The sequence below is a fragment of the Streptomyces telluris genome (assembly GCF_024519335.1).
GTDB lineage: Bacteria > Actinomycetota > Actinomycetes > Streptomycetales > Streptomycetaceae > Streptomyces > Streptomyces telluris.
In genome coordinates this window covers 29,382-48,112 of the sequence record NZ_JANIID010000033.1, presented here as the reverse complement: position 1 = coordinate 48,112, position 18,731 = coordinate 29,382, and the positions used below count along the sequence as shown (strand labels likewise).

Here is an 18,731-nt window from a genome sequence, read left to right as displayed (position 1 = left end):
CACGAGAAGCGCGGGAGGGGGGTCCCATGCTGGTCGGCCGCAAGTACCGGCTCGCTCTCGACAGCGAGCAATCGGAAGTGGCGGAGGGCTTCGGGGACATCTGCCGAGCGGTGTGGAACACCGGCCTGGAGCAGCGGCGTGCGTACCGCCAGCGCGGCGGCTGGATGAGCTACGTCCAGCAGGCCCGCGAGATGGCCGAGGCGAAGTCCGAGCATCCGTGGTTGCGGGCGGCACCTTCGCACATCCTCCAGCAGACGCTCCGTGACCTCGACCGTGCCTGCCGCGCGCACGGCACCTTCTCCGTGCGGTGGAAGTCCAAAACCCGTTGGCGTCCCTCGTTCAGGTTTCCCGACCCGAAACAGATCACGGTGGAACGCTTGAACCGCAAGTGGGCCCGGGTGCGGTTGCCGAAGCTGGGATGGGTGAGGTTCCGCTGGACCCGCCCCCTCGACGGAGCCGTAAAGGCGGCCACCCTTTCCCGGGACGGTGCCCAGTGGCACATCAGCTTTCTGGTGGAGACCGGCCGGAAGGCTCCCGCGGTCTCACTCGAGCGCGGCAGGGTCGGAGTGGACCGGGGTGTTGTCTTCGCTGCCGCCACCGACGACGGCCGCTTCTTCGATCGAACGTTCATCAGCCCCGGCGAGGCGGCGCGGTACCGACGCCTCCAGCAGCAGCTCGCCCGCACCCGCAAGGGTTCGAAGCGCCGTAAGAGCTGCATGGGGAAGATGGGCCGCATCATGCGCCGGGTCCGTAACCGCCGCCGTGACTTCCACGCCAGGACTGCGTGCCGGATCGTGGACGGCAACGCCCTGGTGGTCCTCGAACGACTGCCCGTACGGAACATGACCGCCTCTGCCAGAGGCACCGTGTCCCGGCCCGGAACGAAGGTCCGCCAGAAGGCGGGCCTGAACCGTGCCATCCTCGACAAGGGCTGGCACGGCCTCGAACTTGCCATACGCAACCGCGCCCGGAAGACCGGCGCAGTGGTGCGGAAGGTCAACCCGGCCTATACGTCGCAGACGTGTCCCGTCTGCGGACATGTGGATTCGAACTCCCGTAAGAGCCAAGCGAAGTTCGTATGCACGTCCTGCGGATACGCGGAGCACGCCGACACGGTCGGGGCGAAGAACACACTGGCCCGTGGACATACGGGTTTCAGGGCGTGGAGACCTCGGGGTTGCCCGGTCCGTGAAGCGCCAACCGACAGCCGGGGCAACCCGGCCGCGAGCAGCCTGGGTCACCGGGCTGGTAATTCCCCGGCTTCAGCCGCGGGAAGGAACGTCAACCTTATTCTGGGCGCATGAGCTCTGCGCACCGCTTCGACCGCGGCCACACCGACGACCTGATGTCCTTCCTCGCCGCCAGTCCCTCCCCGTACCACGCGGTGGCCAACACCGCGGAGCGGCTGGAGAAGGCGGGCTTCCGTCAGGTCGCAGAGACCGACGCGTGGGACGGCACGACCGGCGGCAAGTACGTGACGCGCGGTGGCGCGATCATCGCCTGGTACGTGCCGGAGGGCGCGACGCCCGCCACCCCCTTCCGGATCGTCGGTGCGCACACCGACTCCCCCAACCTGCGCGTGAAGCCGCTGCCGGACACCGGTGCGGCGGGCTGGCGCCAGGTCGCCGTCGAGCTCTACGGCGGCACGCTGCTCAACACCTGGCTGGACCGCGACCTCGGCCTCTCCGGCCGGGTCTCGCTGCGGGACGGCAGCCACCACCTCGTCAACGTGGACCGGCCGCTGCTGCGCGTGCCGCAGCTCGCCATCCACCTCGACCGCGGCGTCAACCAGGACGGCCTCAAGCTCGACAAGCAGCGTCACATGACCCCGATCTGGGGCCTGGGCGAGCCGCGCGAGGGGGATCTGATCCGCTTCGTCGCGCAGGAGGCGGGCCTGGCCGCCGAGGACATCACCGGCTGGGACCTGATGGTCCACAGCGTCGAGCCGCCGGCCTACCTCGGCCGCGACGAGGAGCTCCTGGCCGGTCCGCGCATGGACAACCTGCTGTCCGTGCACGCCGGTACGGCCGCGCTGCTCGCCGCCGTCGGCTCCGAGGGGCTGCCGTGCATCCCGGTGCTGGCCGCGTTCGACCACGAGGAGAACGGCAGCCAGTCCGACACCGGCGCCGAGGGCCCGCTGCTCGGAAACGTGCTGGAACGATCCGTCTTCGCCCGTGGCGGGACGTACGAGGAGAAGGCCCGCGCCTTCGCCGGCACGATCTGCCTCTCCTCCGACACCGGCCACGCCGTCCACCCCAACTACTCCGAGCGCCACGAGCCCGGCCACCACCCGGTGCCCAACGGCGGCCCGATCCTGAAGGTGAACGTCAACCAGCGCTACGCCACGGACGGCAGCGGCCGGGCCGTCTTCGCCGCCGCCTGCGAGCGCGCGGGCGTGCCCTGGCAGCACTTCGTCTCCAACAACTCCATGCCCTGCGGCACCACCATCGGCCCCATCACCGCCGCCCGGCACGGCATCGCCACCGTCGACATCGGCGTGGCCTGCCTGTCGATGCACTCGGCGCGGGAGCTGTGCGGCGCGGACGACCCGTTCCTGCTGGCCGCGGCGCTCACCTCCTTCCTCGAAGGCTGAGGCCCGTGCGGCACGGACGTGCACTGCGCCTCGCGGGCGCGGCGCTCACCGTCACCGCCGCCCTCGGCCTCACGGCCTGTGGCGGTGACGGCGGCAAGGACGACGGAAAGGGCAACGGCAAGGGCGCCGCGGCGGCAAGCCCGTCCGGCGACGCCGCCGAGGCGCCCTCCGTGGACGACGGCAAGCCGCAGGACAAGGGCGACGCCTGCGGCCCCGGCGACCTGACGGTCGAGGCCCGCAAGGCGCCGGGCGGCCGTCTCCTGCTGGTGGCGACGAACACCGGCGCAAAGCCCTGCACCGCTTACGGCTTCCCGTTCCTGCGCTTCGACCAGGACCAGGCGACGGCGGGCGTAGGGGAGGAGTCCAAGCCGAAGGCGCCGGTGAAGGTCGCGCCGGGGAAGGCGGCGTACGCGGGCGTCACGCCCACTGCGGCGGACGGTTCGGGCGGTCCCGGACGGGACGTCAAGAAGCTGTCGGTGACCTTCCAGACGGCGGGCGGCGACCCGCTGCCCGGCGACCCGGCGGCGCCCGCCCTGCCGGGCGGTTCGCTGCACGTGGACGACCAGGCCCGCGCCACGTACTGGGTGGACGGCGAGGCCGCCGCGCTCAAGGGCTGAGGGCTCCGGCCGATTGGCCGTTCCGGTGCGGGGTAGGCGCATGCGTGCCGGCACCGGAACGGCCAATCGATTCGGAGGCTTCAGCCATGGGCATGGGATGGTGCATCGGTCTGATCGGGATCGGGGCGGTCCTCACCTTCGCGGTGGACTGGCGCGTCGACGGCATGAACGTCCCGTTGGTGGGGCTGATCCTGATGGCGGTGGGGATCATCGGCACGTGCGCGTATGTGAGCATCTACAAGCGCCGCCACACACAGCCGCCGCGCCCGGCCGCTCCCGTGGTCGAGGTCGAGGAGGACCACCGCTATACGCGGTGATCCCCACCCCTTCTTATAAAGAAGACGGCCGCGTCAGCCGTCCAGGCCCGCCAGGACCAGCGGCAGCCGGTCCGCGCCGCCCGCGGTGATCCGCACCGGGACGCCCCAGTCCTGCTGGTGCATGTGGCACGCCGGGTACTCGTTCTCCGGGTCGTCGTCGCAGGACGCCGCCATCGCGGAGACGTGCAGCACGCCTTCCGTCACGGTCTCCCCCAGCACCAGGTCCCGGCCGAGGTCCGTGCCCTGTCCCGAGCCCTCCGCGAGGAGCTCGGGCGGGGTGGAGCTGACGAGCAGGCGCGTGGAGGGCCCGTAGCGGGTGTCGAGCTTCTGGCCGGCCGGGGCCTGGAAGACGACGTCCAGCCGCAGCCGCCCGGGGGCGACGTCCGTGGCGGCCCGCTGCGTGCGGTGGGCCACGGACTCGACCCGTACGGCCTCCTCGGGAAGGCGCAGCCGGGTGAGCCGGTGCCGGGCGGACTCGACGACGACGATGTCGTCGCCGGCGAGGACCGCGGCGGAGGGCTCCCGCAGGTCGGTCGCGAGTGTGGTGACCTCGCCGGTGGCGGGGTCGTAGCGGCGCAGGGCGTGGTTGTACGTGTCGGAGACGGCCACGGAGCCGTCCGGCAGGGCGGTGACGCCGAGGGGGTGCTGGAAGAGCGCCTGTGCAGCGTCCCCGTCGCGGTGGCCGAAGTCGAAGAGGCCGGTGCCGACGGCGGTCCGGACGGCGAAGCCTTCCCCGTCGCGCTCGACGTACCGCAGCGCGGACGTCTCGGAGTCGGCGACCCACAGGCGGTCCCCGGCCGCGGCGAGCCCGGACGGCTGGGCGAACCAGGCCTCGCGCGCGGGCCCGTCGACGAGCCCCTCGTTGGTCGTGCCGGCCGCGACCTCGACGGTGCCGGTCCGCGGGTCGTACGTCCACAGCTGGTGCACGCCGGCCATGGCGATCCACAGCCGGTCGGCGAACCAGGCGACGTCCCAGGGGGAGGACAGGGAGACCTCGCGGGCGGGGCCGGAGGTGGGCTGCCCCTGCATCCACTGGCGCCCGGTGCCGGCGATGGTTTCGACGGCGCCCGTCCGCAGGTCGTACGTCCGCAGGGCGTGGTTGACGGTGTCGGCGACGACGACCGTCTCCCCGCCCGGCAGGAGCGCGAGGCCCTGCGGCTCGCTGAAGGCGTCGGCGCCGAAGCCGCGCTCGCCGCTGCCGACGCGGCGGACGACCGTCTCGCCGTCGGCGGCCAGCTCGACCAGCTGGTGGCGCGTGGAGTCGGAGACGAGGAAGCCGCCGCCGGGCAGCACGACGGCCTTACCGGGGAAGCGCAGGTCGGTGGCGACGGGCTCGGGGGCGACGTACGGCCCGTCGCCGCGGCGCAGCGTCCCCTTGGCCGCGTGCTCGGCCTCCAGCTCCTCGACGAGCTTCTCCAGGGCGTGCGCGTGTCCCTCACCCGCGTGCTGGGCGACGACGTAGCCCTCGGGGTCGATCACGACGAGCGTGGGCCAGGCGCGCACGGCGTACTGCTTCCACGTGGCCAGCTCGGGGTCGTCGAGGACGGGGTGGTGGACCTCGTAGCGCTCGACGGCGTCGACGACGGCCTGGTGCTCGGCCTCGTGCACGAACTTCGGCGAGTGCACACCGATGATCACCACGGTGTCGCGGTGCTTCTCCTCCAGCTCGCGCAGCTCGTCCAGGACGTGCAGGCAGTTCACACAGCAGAACGTCCAGAAGTCGAGGATGATAATGCGTCCTCGCAGGTCAGCGAGGGAGAGGTCGGTGTTGCCGGTGTTCAGCCAGCCGCCCTTGCCGATCAGTTCGGGGGCGCGGACGCGTGCTCGTGGGGCCATACACCCATCCAACAGCATCGGCTGCCGCGGCCATTCCCGCGTCCGGGGAATGACACGGGCCGTTCACGAACGGCCCGTGGAACAGGGAACGCCCGGGGAACGGCCCCCCGCAGCGCATGTCCACGGGCGTCAGCGCCCGAGCACCCGGTCCTTCAGCGCCGGGAACTCCTCGCGGACCTTCGTGACCCTCGCCGGGTCGAGGTCCACGGTGAGGACCTCCTCTCCGGGGCCCGCCTCCGCGACGGTCTCGCCCCAGGGGTCGAAGACGACGCTGTGGCCGGCCTGCTCGACGCCCGCGTGGGTACCCGCCGTGCCGCAGGCGAGGACGTAGGAGAGGTTCTCGACCGCGCGTGCGCGGGCCAGCAGCGTCCAGTGGCCGCGCCGCTTGGCGGGCCAGCCGGCCGGGACGACGAAGGTCTGCGCCCCGGCGTCGACCAGGGCCCGGAACAGTTCGGGGAAGCGCAGGTCGTAGCAGGTGGCCAGGCCGAGCGTGGTGTCCGGCAGGGGGAGGGTGACGGGCTCCGTGCCGGCGGTCATCAGGACGGCCTCGCCCTTGTCGAAGCCGAAGCGGTGGATCTTCCGGTACGTGCGGACGAGTTCGCCGGAGGGCGAGAAGACGAGGGAGGTGTTGCACAGCGCCCCGCCGGGGGCCTCTTCGACGATGGAGCCGGCGTGCAGCCAGACGCCCGCGTCGCGCGCCGCGGCGGACATCGCGCGGGCCGTTGGGCCGCCCAACGGTTCCGCCGCGGCGGCGAACGACTCGAAGGCGAACGCCCCCACGTGCCACAGCTCCGGCAGGACGACGAGATCGCTGCCGGCCTGCTCGTGCACGAGCGCGGCGGCGCGGACACGCCGCTCGGCGGCCGGCTCCTGCGGATCGACGTTTATCTGAATCAGGGAAGCGCGCACAGTACCCACCACTCTCAGCACACGAAACCTCTGCCGGGTCGCCCGTGCGCAGCGTAACTTAACTGCAGAGCACCCAGACAGCACTTGCCCCGCACCCGCTGCCCAGCACGCCCGAGGGATCACGTGACCGTCCACCCGAATCTTCAGCCGGCCATCGACGCCTGGACCCACTCCATCGAAGCCATCAACGACCTGGTCACCACGCTGGCCGAGAGCGACTGGAACCGGGCCACCGAGTGCCCGGGTTGGTCGGTGCGCGATGTCGTCTCGCACGTCATCGGCGTGGAGACCGAGATGCTGGGCGAGCCGCGGCCGATGCACACGCTGCCGCGCGATCTCTTCCACGTCACCGACGAGTTCTCCCGCTACAACGAGGTGCAGGTCGACGTGCGGCGCTGCCACACGGCCCTGGAGATGACCTCCGAGCTGGAGCTCGTCGTCATCCGCCGCTCCCGGCAGCTGCGCAACGAATCGCGCGGGCCGCAGACGGCGATCCGCTGGCCGCTCGGCTCCGGCAACGAACAGCCCCTCGAACGGGCCCTGGTGGTACGGGCCTTCGACGTATGGACGCACGAGCAGGACCTGCGGCGCGCGCTCGGCGTGCCGGGCAACCTCGACTCGCCGGCGGCCGTCATCTGCCGTGACTTCCTGCTGGGCGCCCTGCCGAAGGTCGTGGCGAAGGACGCGGGCGCGCCGCCGGGATCCGCGGTCGTCTTCGACGTGCACGGCCCGCTGGAGTTCCTGCGGACCGTGCGCGTCGACGCGCAGGGCCGGGGAAAGATCGACAGCAGTGTGTCGCTGGGCCCGACGGTCACGTTCGGGATGGACTGGGAGACGTACGCCCGGCTGGCGTGCGGCCGGGTGCATCCGGAGGCGGCGGCGGGGCGGATCAAGGTGGAGGGTGACGCGGAGCTCGCGGAGGCCGTCCTCCGCGAGTTCGCGATCACTCCCTAGGCGGGGCGCGGCCGGCTCCGGACCGGCCGCCGGCCGCCCGCTCACGCCGGTACGTGCACCGTCTCCACTCTCGACGCCACGATCCGCTCGCGCTCGCGCTGCTGCGCCCGGGTGCGCAGCCGCAGGATCTGCGACAGTCCCAGCGCCTCCAGGACGAAGACGGAGGCGAAGGCGACCCGGTAGTCGTCCCCGGTCGCGTCGAGCAGCACGCCCACGGCCAGGAGCGTCGTCATGGAGGCGATGAAGCCGCCCATGTTGACGATGCCGGAGGCGGTGCCCTGGCGCTCGGGCGGGTTGGCGGGGCGGGCGAAGTCGAAGCCGATCATCGAGGCGGGGCCGCACGCGCCGAGCACGAGGCACTCGGTCACCAGCAGCCACATGGGCGCGTGCGCGCCGGGCCAGCCGGCCACCGCCGCCCACACCAGCGCGGTCGCGGCGACCGTGCCGAGCGCGAGCGGCAGCCGGGCCGCGTGGTGGCGGGCGATGATCTGCCCGTAGACCAGGCCCACGGCCATGCTGGAGAGCACGACCAGGGTCAGCAGCAGCCCCGCGGTCTCCCGGGACAGGCCCTCCTCCTCGACGAGGAAGGGCATGCCCCACAGCAGCAGGAAGACCATCGCGGGGAACTGCGTCGTGAAGTGCACCCACATGCCGAGCCGGGTGCCGGGCTCGCGCCAGGCCCGGGCGATCTGCCGGCGGACGAAGCCCTTGCCGCCGGCGGGCGCGGTGGCCGGCGGTTCGTGGCCCTCCGGGTGGTCCTTCAGGAACAGCAGCATCAGGACGAGGGCGAGCACGCCCGCGGCCGCGCTGCCGGCGAAGGTGGCGGTCCAGCCGGCCGAGTGCAGCAGCCGGGCCAGGAGCATCGTGGAGACGAGGTTGCCCGCCATGCCGAAGAGCGCGGCGACCTGCGCGATCAGCGGGCCGCGGCGGGCGGGGAACCAGCGGGCGCCCAGGCGCAGCACGCTGATGAACGTCATCGCGTCGCCGCAGCCGAGCAGGGCCCGGCTGGCCAGGGCCGTCCCGTAGGAGTGGGAGAGGGCGAAGGCGAGCTGCCCGGCGGTGAACAGCACGGCGCCGAGGGCCAGCACCTTCTTGGTGCCCAGCCGGTCGATCATCAGGCCGACGGGTATCTGCATGCCCGCGTAGACGAGCAGCTGGAGTATGGAGAAGGTGGACAGCGCGGAGGCGTTGATGTGGAAGCGCTCGGCGGCGTCGATCCCGGCCACGCCGAGGCTGGTGCGGAAGATGATCGCGACGAAGTACACCCCGACGCCGATCCCCCAGACGGCGACCGCGCGCCGTCCGCCGGGTGGGTCGCCGGGCAGCGCTGCGGCCCCCTGACTCATCGGTGGTCCCCCCGCTCGTTCATCGGATCTCGCCCCGGGCCAGGTTGCGCACCCAGCTGACGTGCTGGTCGATGACGGCGACGGCGCCCTCGGCGTCACCGGCGCGCAGGGCTTCGAGGATCTCGGTGTGCTCGCTGTGGTTCTTGGCGATGCGGTCGGGGTGGGCGTGCATCACGGCCACGCCCATCCGCAGCTGGCGGTCGCGCAGCTGGTCGTAGAGCCGGGAGAGGATCTGGTTGCCGGCGCTGCGCACGATCTCGGCGTGGAAGGCGCGGTCGCTGACGGAGACCGCGGCCAGGTCGCCGGCGGCAGCCTGGCGGCCCATGTCGTCGAGCAGTTCCTCCAGGCGGGCGATGAGCAGCGGGGAGGCGGGGACGGCCTTGGCCGCCGCGTACTTCTCCACCAGCAGCCGGGTCTCGACCACGTCCGCGATCTCCTGGGCGGAGACGGGCAGGACGAGGGCGCCCTTCTTCGGGTAGAGCTTGATCAGCCCTTCGGCCTCCAGGCGGAGCAGCGCCTCGCGCACGGGGGTCCGCGAGACGCCGGTGGCCTCGGCCAGGTCTCCCTCGGTGAGCAGCGTGCCGCCTTCGTAACGGCGGTGCAGGACGGCTTCCTTGACGTGCGCGTAGACGCGTTCGGCGGCGGGGGGCTGCTTGGTCCGCCGGAGCGGCGCGGGCGGGGCGGTTGGCATGAGCACAGCTTAGATACAACATATATACGCAGAAAGAGGGGGTCCGCGATCCGGACAAGGGGCGTCCGTGCTTACGGCCCCGTCCAGCCGGATCCGCGGCCCCGTCCCGCCGTTCTTACGGCCCCGTCCAGCCGTCCGCGGGCGTGATGAAGACGAACCTCAGGTCAGGACGCTGTATCGGCAACAGGACATGACTGGTCACCCGCACCTCCCGTCCACCGTGGAACGGCAGTTGCAGCCGGAAGACGTCGCCGTCGCGGTGCTCGACGACGTCGTGCTCCTCGGACCAGATGCGCCGGCAGTCGGCGTCCGCGTCGAGGATGTCCCGTACGAGCGTGCGCAGTTCGGCGTTGTCGGGGTTGCTGTTGGCGGCGACGCGCAGCATGGCGAGGTAGGTGCGGGCGCAGGCGTCCTCCCAGTCGAGCATCTGCTCGCGGGCCTCGGGGTCGAGCAGCGCCCAGCGCATCAGATTGGCGCCGGGCCGGATCGCCCAGGGAAACCACTCGCCCATGAGGGAATTCGCCGCGACGATATTCCAGGCCACGTCGGAGAGATAGGCGGGATAGGACACCTGCTGTTCCAGCAGGGCTTTGACGCCGTGCGGCAGATCGCCCGGACCGCCCGGTTCGCGGGAGAGTCCGGGCGGCCGGCGGCCGCACACGGCGAGAAAGAGCGTGAGCGTCTCGGCCTCGCTCAGCCGCAGTGCGCGGGCGACCCGGAGGAGGAAATTCTCGGAGAAGTCCTGGCGGCGGCCGGCCTCCAGCGCGCGGTACCAGCCCTCGCTCACGCCGGTGAGCCGGGCCACGTGGGCCTGGGAGAGGCGGCGGCCGGGGCGCGGGAAAACACCGCGCAGCTCGGGGACGGTACGTGCGTCCACGCGCGCCCGCCAGGCGCGGAGAAGACGGCTGATGGATTCCCCGTCCACGTGGTCGGCGCCGTCCACGCGTCCTCCAATTCCGACACTGCAAGTGTTGGTCAATCTTAAGTAAATTGCGCCGCACGGGCTATTCCAGCCGCTGACCTGGGTGGATTCCCGAGGCCGCTCCGCATGACGGCAGAGGCCCGGACGCTGTTCTCTCTCCTCGCTGGAGGGGGGTGAGGAGGGAGGCGTCCGGGCCTTTTGTCGTTTCTTGTTCAACTATTGGTTATTGCACCAGGTGTCATTGCCCGGTACACCGCCCCGGGGCGTTATCCCCCGGGTGATCGGCCGCTATCCCCAGGTGATCAGCCGCTGCGGATTCTCGAGCACGGCGGCCGTATCGGCCAGCACCTTCGAACCCAGCTCCCCGTCCACCAGACGGTGGTCGAAGGAGAGCGCCAGCGTCGTCACCTGGCGCGGCTTGACCTTGCCCTTGTGCACCCACGGCTGCAGCTTGATCGCACCCACGGCCAGGATCGCCGACTCGCCCGGGTTGAGGATGGGCGTGCCGGTGTCGACGCCGAAGACGCCCACGTTGGTGATGGTGACCGTGCCGCCGGACATGGCCGCCGGGCTCGTCTTCCCCTCGCGGGCGGTCGCCACCAGCTCGGACAGCGCCGTGGACAGCTCGGGGAGCGTCCTGGCGCCCGCGTCCTTGATGTTCGGCACGATCAGCCCGCGCGGCGTGGCCGCCGCGATGCCCAGGTTCACGTAGTCCTTGCGGACGATCTCCTGGTTGGCCTCGTCCCACGACGCGTTCACGTCCGGGTTCCGCTTGATCGCGACGAGGAAGGCCTTCGCGACGAGCAGGAGCGGGTTGACCCGCAGCCCGGCCATGTCGGGGTCGTCCTTGAGCTTCTGCACGAGCTTCATCGTGCGGGTGACGTCGACGGTGACGAACTCCGTGACGTGCGGCGCGGTGAAGGCGCTCGCGACCATCGCCTGGGCGGTGGCCTTGCGCACGCCCTTGACCGGGATCCGCGTCTCGCGCGCGGCGAGGTCCGTCACGGCCGCGGGCACCTCCGCGACGGCCGCCGGCTCCTCCGCGACCGGGGCAGTCGCGGCCGAGGCGGCGGCGTGGACGTCCTCGCGGGTCACGATGCCGTCGGCACCGGACGGCACGACGGAGGCGAGGTCGACCCCGAGGTCCTTGGCGAGCTTGCGCACGGGGGGCTTGGCGAGGGGACGGGCGCCCGCCGGTGCGGCGGGGGCGGGCTTCTCCGCCGCCGGGGCGGGGGCGGGGGCCACGGCGGCGCTCCCGTTGAGCTCCGCCTGTATGGCGGCGGCCACCGGCTGGGCCGGAACGACCTGCTGTTTGCGCGCGCGCCGCTTCGTGGAGGACGGCGCCGCCCCGTAGCCGACGAGCACGGCCTGCCGCCCCTGCGGCTCCTCGGGCTCGGCGGCGGCCGGCGCCGCGGCCGGTGCGCTCTGCTCCGGCGCGGCCGGCCCCGCACCGGGCCGGGTGTCGACGGAGATGATCACCTGTCCGACGTCGACCGTCGTCCCCTCGGGGAAGCGCAGTTCGTGCACGACCCCGTCGAAGGGGATCGGCAGCTCCACGGCGGCCTTGGCGGTCTCGACCTCGCACACCACCTGCCCGTCGGCGACGGTGTCGCCGACGGCCACGTACCACTTGAGGATCTCCGCCTCGGTGAGCCCCTCGCCCACGTCGGGCATCTTGAACTCGCGGAAGCGCTGGTCGTCGGCAGTCCTTGCAGTCATGGTCACGACTCTCCTCAAACCCCTCAGTACGCCAGCGCGCGGTCGACGGCGTCGAGCACCCGGTCCAGACCCGGAAGGTACTCGTCCTCCAGCCGGGACGGCGGGTAGGGCGCGTGATATCCGCCGACCCGCAGGACCGGTGCCTCCAGGTGGTAGAAGCAGCGCTCCGTGATCCGGGCGGCGATCTCCGCGCCGGTGCCCAGGAAGACCGGGGCCTCGTGGACGACGACCAGGCGGCGGGTGCGCTCCACGGACGCCTGGATCGCGTCGAAGTCGACGGGCGACATCGAGCGCAGGTCCAGGACCTCCAGGGACTTGCCCTCCTCCTCGGCCGCGGCCGCGGCCTCCAGACAGGTCTTCACCATCGGCCCGTAGGCGGCGAGGGTGAGGTCCGTGCCCGGGCGGGCGACGCGGGCGGCGTGCAGGGGGGCCGGGATGGCCTCCGTGTCCAGCTCGGACTTGTCGTGGTAGCGGCGCTTGGGCTCGAAGTAGATCACCGGGTCGTCGCTCTGGATGGCCTGCTGGAGCATCCAGTAGGCGTCCGAGGCGTTCGACGGGGAGACCACCTTCAGACCCGCCACGTGGGCGAACAGCGTCTCGGGCGACTCGCTGTGGTGCTCGACGGCACCGATGGCGCCGCCGTAGGGGATGCGGATGACGACCGGCAGCTTGATCTTGCCGAGCGCGCGGGCGTGCATCTTCGCCAGCTGGGTGACGATCTGGTCGTACGCCGGGAAGACGAACCCGTCGAACTGGATCTCGACGACGGGGCGGTAGCCGCGCAGGGCCAGGCCGATCGCGGTGCCGACGATGCCGGACTCGGCGAGCGGGGTGTCGATGACCCGGTCCTCGCCGAAGTCCTTCTGCAGGCCGTCGGTGACGCGGAAGACGCCGCCGAGCTTGCCGACGTCCTCACCCATGACGAGGACCTTGGGGTCGTTCTCCAGCGCGGTGCGCAGCGAGGCGTTGATCGCCTTGACGATCGAGAGCTTCTGGGCGGTCATCAGTGGCTCTCCTCGGCGAACGAAGCCTGGTAGGCGGCGAACTGGGCGCGCTCCTCGTCGACGAGGGCGTGGCCGTCGGCGTAGATGTTGTCGAAGATCGCCATGTTGTCCGGGTCCGGCATGGTGCGGACGCGGTCGCGCACGTGCTTGGCGAGCTCGTCGGCCTCGGTCTCCAGGGCGGCGAAGAAGGCCTCGTCGGCGTGGCCCTCGCGCTCCAGGTACGCGCGCAGGCGCGCGATGGGGTCCTTGGCCTCCCACAGCTCGCGCTCCTCGTCGCGCCGGTAGCGCGTCGGGTCGTCGGAGGTGGTGTGGGCGCCCATGCGGTACGTGAAGGCCTCGATCAGCATCGGGCCCTGGCCGGTGCGGGCCCGGTCGAGGGCGGCCTTGGTGACGGCGAGGCAGGCGAGGACGTCGTTGCCGTCGACGCGGACGCCGGGGAAGCCGTAGCCCTGCGCGCGCTGGTAGAGCGGGACGCGGGTCTGCTTCTCGGTGGGCTCGGAGATGGCCCACTGGTTGTTCTGGCAGAAGAAGACGACCGGGGCGTTGTAGACGGCCGCGAAGGTGAACGCCTCGGCCACGTCGCCCTGGCTGGAGGCGCCGTCGCCGAAGTAGGCGATGACCGCGGAGTCGGCGCCGTCCTTGGTGATCCCCATGGCGTAGCCGGTCGCGTGCAGCGCCTGCGAGCCGATGACGATCGTGTAGAGGTGGAAGTTGTTCTCGTTCGGGTCCCAGCCGCCGTTGTTCACGCCGCGGAACATGCCGAGGAGGTTGGTGGGGTCGACCCCGCGGCACCAGGCCACGCCGTGCTCGCGGTAGGTCGGGAAGACGTAGTCGTCGGGGCGGGTCGCCCGGCCGGAGCCGATCTGGGCGGCCTCCTGGCCCAGCAGGGAGGCCCACAGGCCCAGTTCGCCCTGGCGCTGCAGCGTGGTCGCCTCGGCGTCGAACCTGCGGGTCAGCACCATGTCGCGGTACAGGCCACGCAGTTCCTCGGCGGTCAGGTCGATGGAGTAGTCGGGGTGCTCGACCCGCTCGCCCTCCGGCGTCAGCAGCTGTACGAGCTCGGGTGCGCCCGCCGCCGCGGCGGTCTTGGCGCCGGCGCGCTTGCTGCCGCCGCGGCGCGGCTTGCGCGCGGCAGTGCTGTCCACAGTCACGTGTGCTCCTCCGTCTGTCCGGCCCCCGGGGTCGCCGGCGGCCAGAGGGGGTTCCCCCGCCGTGAGGCAGGAGAATGCTCGCTCGATCCCCGACGGCACACGGGGTGGGTGTGCCGAGGCCGGAACCGGGCGTGACAGGCGCCCCGGCGAAAGGCCTGCAATAAGCACGTTACCCAGAAGGCCGCATTCCTGCGAAACCCCGCCTGACCTGCAATTTTGCTTGGATTTCCAAGTAAATCGAGAAAGCGGGGCGACGCTCCTGGTCACGACCTTGTGAGCACAGCCCGTGCGGGCTGCCGGAACGACGGCACGTTATCCCGGAGGACAAGAGCAGGGGAAGACTCGGTGTGTGAGACTGGCCCTGTGCCCGAACAAGGAAAAATCACGGTATTTCTGCTCGACGACCACGAGGTCGTCCGGCGCGGGGTGCACGAGATGCTCTCCGTCGAGGCCGACATCGAGGTCGTCGGGGAGGCCGGTACGGCCGCCGACGCGCTGGTGCGCATTCCGGCCGTGCGGCCGGACGTCGCCGTTCTGGACGTTCGCCTTCCGGATGGCAGCGGCGTCGAAGTCTGCCGGGAAATCCGTTCACAGGATGAGCGGATCAAATGCCTGATGCTCACCTCCTTCGCCGATGACGAGGCGCTCTTCGACGCGATCATGGCGGGCGCGTCCGGTTACGCGCTGAAAGCCATTCGCGGCAATGAGCTGCTCGCCGCCGTACGGGACGTGGCGGCCGGGAAATCCCTGCTCGACCCGGTGGCGACGGCGCGGGTGCTGGAGCGGCTGCGCGACGGCAAGGCCCCCAAGGGCGACGACCGGCTCGCGAGCCTGACCGACCAGGAGCGCCGGATCCTGGACCTGATCGGCGAGGGCCTGACCAACCGCGTGATCGGCGAGCGTCTGCACCTGGCCGAAAAGACGATCAAGAACTACGTCTCCAGCCTGCTCTCCAAGCTCGGCATGGAGCGGCGCTCCCAGGCGGCGGCGTACGTGGCCCGGCTGCAGGCCGAGAAGCGGTGAATCTACGGTAAACCGGTGATTCGGGACCTATGGCCCACGCCAAAGGGGCGGGTGTCCCTGGAGGCGGGTGAGGCGGGCGTGCACAGTGGTGCCATGCTCTCCGCGCCGCCCGACCGATACCGAGCCCTCGAACTGCTCGGCAGCACCCCGTACGGCCGCCTTTCGGTCAGCATGCGCGCACTCCCCTTCGTCACCGTCGCCCGCCACGTCGTCTCCGGCGGGAGCGTCCTGCTCCGCCTCCACGGCGACTTCGGCTACGCCCAGGCCTGCGACGGCAACGTCGTCGCCTACGGCGCCGACAACTTGAGCGACCGGCGCGAGGGCGACGAGGCGGTGTGGACCGTGCAATTCGTCGGCACGGCACGCCTCTTCATCCCGTCCGGGGACGACCTGGAGCGCTTCGGCCGGCCGCCCCGCACGGCGGACGCCGCACCCTTCCGCCCCGAATACCTGTGCATCGAACCGCAGTTCATCACCCTGCATCACCTTGAAGGGGTCCCCGCGCGACAGGCCGCACACTCAGCGTGATCTAACATTTGGGACGTGCCACGCTCACTTGTCACCGATGTCCCGCCCACCGCCCCACCCGACATCGGACCCGGCATCGGCACCCTGCGCACCCTGTTGCGCCGCTACGACCGGGCCGGCGAGCCCGTCTCCTGCATCCCGCTGACCGAGGGCCTCCTCAACCGCGGCTACCGCCTCACCACCACCCGCGGCGACTTCTTCCTCAAGCACCACCTCGACGGCGACCAGGCCGCCATCGCCCGCCAGCACGGCGTCACCCTGCGCCTGGCCGCCCTCGGCCTGCCCGTCGCCCCGCCCGTCGCCCGCACGGACGGCACGACCGTCACCGTCCTCGGCGGCCGCTGCTACGCCCTCCACCCGTGGGTCGACGGCCGCCACCGCGACGGCGGCGAACTGACCCGCGCCCAGTCGCGCAAGCTCGGCGCCCTGCTCGGCCACGTCCACACCTGCCTGGCCAAGGTCTGCCGCGAGGAGCCCCCCGACGCCCCGCCGGGGGCCGCGGAAGGCCCTGGAGGGGCCTGTGAGGGCCTGGGAGGGGGCCGGCGGCCCGCGGACGCCTCGGCGGATCCCCAGGACACGTACGCCCTCATCGAGGAGCTCCTCGGGCTCGTACGCCGGGGCAGGGGCAGCCGGCCCCGCGACTCCTTCGACGAACTCGCCGAGCACCGGCTGATCGAGCGCCGCGCCCTGCTGGAGCGCCACGCCCACCGCCGCCCGGCCGACGGCACCGCCCCCGGCTGGGTGCACGGCGACTTCCACCCGCTCAACCTGCTCTACCGCGGCGGCGAACCCGCCGCGATCGTCGACTGGGACCGCCTCGGCGTGCAGCCCCGCGCCGAGGAGGCCGTCCGCGCGGCCGTCATCTTCTTCCTGCGCCCCGACGGCACCCTGGACCTCGCGAAGATACGCCCGTACGCGCGCGCGTACCGGCGGGCGAGCGGCGCGGACCCGGCCGAGCTGGGCGCGGCCGTCCACCGCGTGTGGTGGGAGCGGCTGAACGACTTCTGGATGCTGCGCTGGCGCTACCAGCTGGGCGACCACCGGGCGGACCCCGGCTTCCCGGCCTCGGCGGCGCTGACGGTCTGGTGGACGCGGTCCTACGAGGCGGTGCGGGACGCGTTCACGGAGTGAGCGGGAGGCCCCGCAGGGCGCCTCCCCGCGGACACGGCCGAGGGCACCCGATCCGGGATCGGGTGCCCTCAAGTACTTGCCGCTTACCGGCCGCTTGCCGCCGGCCGGATCAGGTGCCCGGGGTCGTACCCGTGCCGCCCTGGCCGGCGGTGGTGCCGACGGTGCCGGACTGCCCGGTCGTGGTGCCCGTGGTGGTGCCGGTGCTGCCGGACTGGCCCGTGGTGGTGCCGGGCTTGTTGTCGCCGCCGGTGGACGGCTTGGTCGACGGGTCGGGCTGGGTCGACGGGTCCGTCGAGGGCGGGGCGCTGGACGGCGGCGCGGACGTCCCGTGCGACGGCTTGTGCCGGCCGGTGCCCTCGTCGGTGTCCGTGGTGTCGTCCTCGCTGTCCGAATCGCGCTGACGGCCCGTGCCGCCCGTCGTGCCGTTGTGGCCCGGGGAGGGGGACTTCTGGGCGTCGGGGCTCTGCGAGCCGGACGGACCGGGGGTGGACGGGCCGACGGAGGTCTTGTCGGGCTTCTTGTCGGTCTTGCCGCCGCCGCTCGTCTGGAACGACTTCAGCGCGTACACCGCGCCCGCCACCAGCACGATCGCCACGACGGCGGCGACGAGCAGCATCCTGCCCCTGCCGCCGTTTCGGCCGCCGTTGCCGCCGTAGCCGTCGAAACCGCCGTCGTCGCCGTGGCGGGGCGGCAGTATCGGCTGCTGGGAGGTGCCACCGCCGTGCTGCGGGTGCTGCATGGCGGTGGTGTGCGGGCCGCCGACGGCGCCCATCACCTGCGTGGCGCCGCCCATGTGGTCGATCGGGCCCGTGTCCCAGGCGCCGGAGTGGGCGCCCGCGTCGTGCAGCATCTGCAGGGCGTACTGGACCAGCCCGCGCATCTCCTCGGCGCTCTGGAACCGGTCGTCCGGGTCCTTGGCGAGGGAGCGCATGACCAGGCCGTCGAGCTCCGGCGGCACGCTGCCGAGCACCTGCGACGGCGGCACCGGCATGTCCTGGACGTGCTGGTAGACGACCGAGAGCGGGGTCTCGCCGGTGAACGGCGGACGCAGCGCCAGCAGTTCGTACAGCAGGCAGCCGGTGGCGTAGAGGTCCGAGCGGGCGTCTACGGTCTTGCCGAGGGCCTGCTCGGGCGAGAGGTACTGCGGGGTGCCCATGACCATGCCGGTCTGGGTCATGGTGGAGGCCGCGCCGTGCAGGGCGCGGGCGATGCCGAAGTCCATGACCTTCACCGCGCCGCTGTTGGTGATGATCACGTTGGCGGGCTTGATGTCACGGTGCACGATGCCGTGCTGGTGGCTGTAGGCCAGGGCCTCCAGCACGCCGGAGACGATGATGAGCGCCTGCTCGGGCGGCGGGGCGTCGGCGTTGAGCAACAGGTCGCGGATGGTGCGGCCTTCGACCAGCTCCATGACGATGTACGGCACGACGTTGCGGCCGACGGTGTCCTCGCCGGAGTCGTAAACGGCGACGACCGCGTGGTGGTTGAGCCCGGCGACCGACTGCGCCTCGCGGGTGAAGCGGGCCTTGGACACCGGGTCCTCGGCCAGGTCGGCGCGGAGCAGCTTCACCGCGACCGTGCGGCCCAGGCGCACGTCCTCGGCGGCGAAGACCTCGGCCATGCCGCCGCGGCCCAGCCTGTGCGTGAGGCGGTAACGGCCGTCCCCTACGAGCCCCCCGTTACCCCACATTTCCGGCACATCGGGCATTCCGCCCTCGTTGGCGTCAGGGTCGGACGGACCCTGGGCGCTCTGCGTCTGTGCCATCAGTCCTCGCCGTCGTGTCTGGCCGCGTCGCGCGGAAGGCGCTGCGGTGGGAAAACGGTCTTCCGCTAAGGCACGCTACAGGTTCCACGGCGCGCGCCGGTCCGGGATGGACGCGCTATCAAACCCGCACGGGCCTGGGCAAGGCAAATCTCGTGACGTCTTGTCGCGCATCCCGTCACGGAACGGGCACGCGGCTTGACGTGCCCGCGGCCTGGGGCAGACTTG

At 71.8% G+C, this 18,731-nt stretch carries 17 protein-coding genes; 8 read left to right on the top strand and 9 right to left on the bottom strand.

Annotated elements, in window-relative coordinates:
• The first annotated feature begins 26 nt into the window (after positions 1-26).
• The 4 genes from NQU55_RS28750 to NQU55_RS28735 all read left to right on the top strand — a co-directional run bounded on the left by NQU55_RS28750 (position 27) and on the right by NQU55_RS28735 (position 3,527).
• On the top strand, positions 27-1,304 hold the full coding sequence (locus NQU55_RS28750; protein ID WP_168091728.1) for an RNA-guided endonuclease InsQ/TnpB family protein: 1,278 nt from the start codon (positions 27-29) through the stop codon (positions 1,302-1,304).
• On the top strand, positions 1,301-2,593 hold the full coding sequence (locus NQU55_RS28745) for a M18 family aminopeptidase (RefSeq protein WP_168091727.1): 1,293 nt from the start codon (positions 1,301-1,303) through the stop codon (positions 2,591-2,593). The genes NQU55_RS28750 and NQU55_RS28745 overlap by 4 nt, the downstream gene beginning before the upstream one ends.
• 5 nt (positions 2,594-2,598) lie before the next feature.
• Positions 2,599-3,210: a DUF4232 domain-containing protein gene (locus NQU55_RS28740; RefSeq protein WP_168091726.1), complete on the top strand. Its 612-nt coding sequence runs from the start codon at positions 2,599-2,601 to the stop codon at positions 3,208-3,210.
• Positions 3,211-3,296: 86 nt separating this feature from the next.
• On the top strand, positions 3,297-3,527 hold the full coding sequence (locus tag NQU55_RS28735) for a hypothetical protein (protein WP_168091725.1): 231 nt from the start codon (positions 3,297-3,299) through the stop codon (positions 3,525-3,527).
• Between the two features lie 33 nt (positions 3,528-3,560).
• On the opposite strand, the gene NQU55_RS28730 is transcribed toward NQU55_RS28735, so the two are convergent.
• Both NQU55_RS28730 and NQU55_RS28725 read right to left on the bottom strand, forming a co-directional pair.
• On the bottom strand, positions 3,561-5,363 hold the full coding sequence (locus NQU55_RS28730) for an NHL domain-containing thioredoxin family protein (protein ID WP_168091724.1): 1,803 nt from the start codon (positions 5,361-5,363) through the stop codon (positions 3,561-3,563).
• A 129-nt stretch (positions 5,364-5,492) separates the two neighbouring features.
• Positions 5,493-6,272 (bottom strand): carbon-nitrogen family hydrolase, encoded by a 780-nt coding sequence (locus NQU55_RS28725; protein WP_168091723.1) that lies wholly within the window; start codon positions 6,270-6,272, stop codon positions 5,493-5,495.
• Between the two features lie 123 nt (positions 6,273-6,395).
• Here NQU55_RS28725 and NQU55_RS28720 point away from each other — a divergent pair, with 123 nt between their 5' ends.
• Complete coding sequence (locus NQU55_RS28720) at positions 6,396-7,226, top strand: maleylpyruvate isomerase family mycothiol-dependent enzyme (RefSeq protein ID WP_168091722.1); 831 nt, start codon at positions 6,396-6,398, stop codon at positions 7,224-7,226.
• A 41-nt stretch (positions 7,227-7,267) separates the two neighbouring features.
• On the opposite strand, the gene NQU55_RS28715 is transcribed toward NQU55_RS28720, so the two are convergent.
• The 6 genes from NQU55_RS28715 to pdhA form a co-directional block, all read right to left on the bottom strand.
• Complete coding sequence (locus tag NQU55_RS28715; protein WP_168091721.1) at positions 7,268-8,572, bottom strand: MFS transporter; 1,305 nt, start codon at positions 8,570-8,572, stop codon at positions 7,268-7,270.
• A 19-nt stretch (positions 8,573-8,591) separates the two neighbouring features.
• Positions 8,592-9,263 (bottom strand): GntR family transcriptional regulator, encoded by a 672-nt coding sequence (locus tag NQU55_RS28710; RefSeq protein WP_168091720.1) that lies wholly within the window; start codon positions 9,261-9,263, stop codon positions 8,592-8,594.
• Positions 9,264-9,378: 115 nt separating this feature from the next.
• Positions 9,379-10,206, bottom strand: coding sequence for a helix-turn-helix transcriptional regulator (locus NQU55_RS28705; protein ID WP_168091719.1), 828 nt, complete (start codon positions 10,204-10,206; stop codon positions 9,379-9,381).
• 267 nt (positions 10,207-10,473) lie between these two features.
• A complete protein-coding gene (locus NQU55_RS28700) occupies positions 10,474-11,904 on the bottom strand; it encodes a dihydrolipoamide acetyltransferase family protein (RefSeq protein ID WP_168091718.1) in 1,431 nt (476 codons plus the stop codon).
• Positions 11,905-11,927: 23 nt separating this feature from the next.
• On the bottom strand, positions 11,928-12,908 hold the full coding sequence (locus tag NQU55_RS28695) for an alpha-ketoacid dehydrogenase subunit beta (protein WP_058047414.1): 981 nt from the start codon (positions 12,906-12,908) through the stop codon (positions 11,928-11,930).
• Positions 12,908-14,059 (bottom strand): pyruvate dehydrogenase (acetyl-transferring) E1 component subunit alpha, encoded by a 1,152-nt coding sequence (gene pdhA, locus NQU55_RS28690; protein ID WP_168091717.1) that lies wholly within the window; start codon positions 14,057-14,059, stop codon positions 12,908-12,910. The genes NQU55_RS28695 and pdhA overlap by 1 nt, the downstream gene beginning before the upstream one ends.
• Positions 14,060-14,422: 363 nt before the next feature.
• On the opposite strand from pdhA, the gene NQU55_RS28685 reads away from it, so the two are divergent.
• The 3 genes from NQU55_RS28685 to NQU55_RS28675 all read left to right on the top strand — a co-directional run bounded on the left by NQU55_RS28685 (position 14,423) and on the right by NQU55_RS28675 (position 16,741).
• The gene (locus tag NQU55_RS28685; protein WP_168091716.1) at positions 14,423-15,082 is read left to right on the top strand and encodes a response regulator; all 660 of its coding nucleotides are present in this window, start codon (positions 14,423-14,425) and stop codon (positions 15,080-15,082) included.
• A 93-nt stretch (positions 15,083-15,175) separates the two neighbouring features.
• Complete coding sequence (locus NQU55_RS28680) at positions 15,176-15,610, top strand: pyridoxamine 5'-phosphate oxidase family protein (RefSeq protein ID WP_168091715.1); 435 nt, start codon at positions 15,176-15,178, stop codon at positions 15,608-15,610.
• A gap of 15 nt (positions 15,611-15,625) precedes the next feature.
• Positions 15,626-16,741 carry a phosphotransferase gene (locus NQU55_RS28675; RefSeq protein WP_168091714.1) on the top strand — a complete coding sequence of 372 codons (1,116 nt, stop codon included), beginning with the start codon at positions 15,626-15,628 and terminating at the stop codon, positions 16,739-16,741.
• Positions 16,742-16,850: 109 nt separating this feature from the next.
• Here NQU55_RS28675 and NQU55_RS28670 read toward each other — a convergent pair whose 3' ends face one another.
• Positions 16,851-18,506 (bottom strand): protein kinase domain-containing protein, encoded by a 1,656-nt coding sequence (locus tag NQU55_RS28670; RefSeq protein WP_168091713.1) that lies wholly within the window; start codon positions 18,504-18,506, stop codon positions 16,851-16,853.
• Between the last annotated feature and the right edge of the window lie 225 nt (positions 18,507-18,731).

What these genes read in the sequence shown, in the direction of transcription:
- NQU55_RS28715 (WP_168091721.1), bottom strand. Translation starts at nt 8,572, where the DNA reads ATGAGTCAGGGGGCCGCAGCGCTGCCCGGCGACCCACCCGGCGGACGG.
- NQU55_RS28680 (WP_168091715.1), top strand. Translation starts at nt 15,176, where the DNA reads ATGCTCTCCGCGCCGCCCGACCGATACCGAGCCCTCGAACTGCTCGGC.
- NQU55_RS28730 (WP_168091724.1), bottom strand. Translation starts at nt 5,363, where the DNA reads ATGGCCCCACGAGCACGCGTCCGCGCCCCCGAACTGATCGGCAAGGGC.
- NQU55_RS28750 (WP_168091728.1), top strand. Translation starts at nt 27, where the DNA reads ATGCTGGTCGGCCGCAAGTACCGGCTCGCTCTCGACAGCGAGCAATCG.
- NQU55_RS28745 (WP_168091727.1), top strand. Translation starts at nt 1,301, where the DNA reads ATGAGCTCTGCGCACCGCTTCGACCGCGGCCACACCGACGACCTGATG.
- NQU55_RS28710 (WP_168091720.1), bottom strand. Translation starts at nt 9,263, where the DNA reads ATGCCAACCGCCCCGCCCGCGCCGCTCCGGCGGACCAAGCAGCCCCCC.
- NQU55_RS28670 (WP_168091713.1), bottom strand. Translation starts at nt 18,506, where the DNA reads ATGGCACAGACGCAGAGCGCCCAGGGTCCGTCCGACCCTGACGCCAAC.
- NQU55_RS28735 (WP_168091725.1), top strand. Translation starts at nt 3,297, where the DNA reads ATGGGCATGGGATGGTGCATCGGTCTGATCGGGATCGGGGCGGTCCTC.
- NQU55_RS28700 (WP_168091718.1), bottom strand. Translation starts at nt 11,904, where the DNA reads ATGACTGCAAGGACTGCCGACGACCAGCGCTTCCGCGAGTTCAAGATG.
- NQU55_RS28695 (WP_058047414.1), bottom strand. Translation starts at nt 12,908, where the DNA reads ATGACCGCCCAGAAGCTCTCGATCGTCAAGGCGATCAACGCCTCGCTG.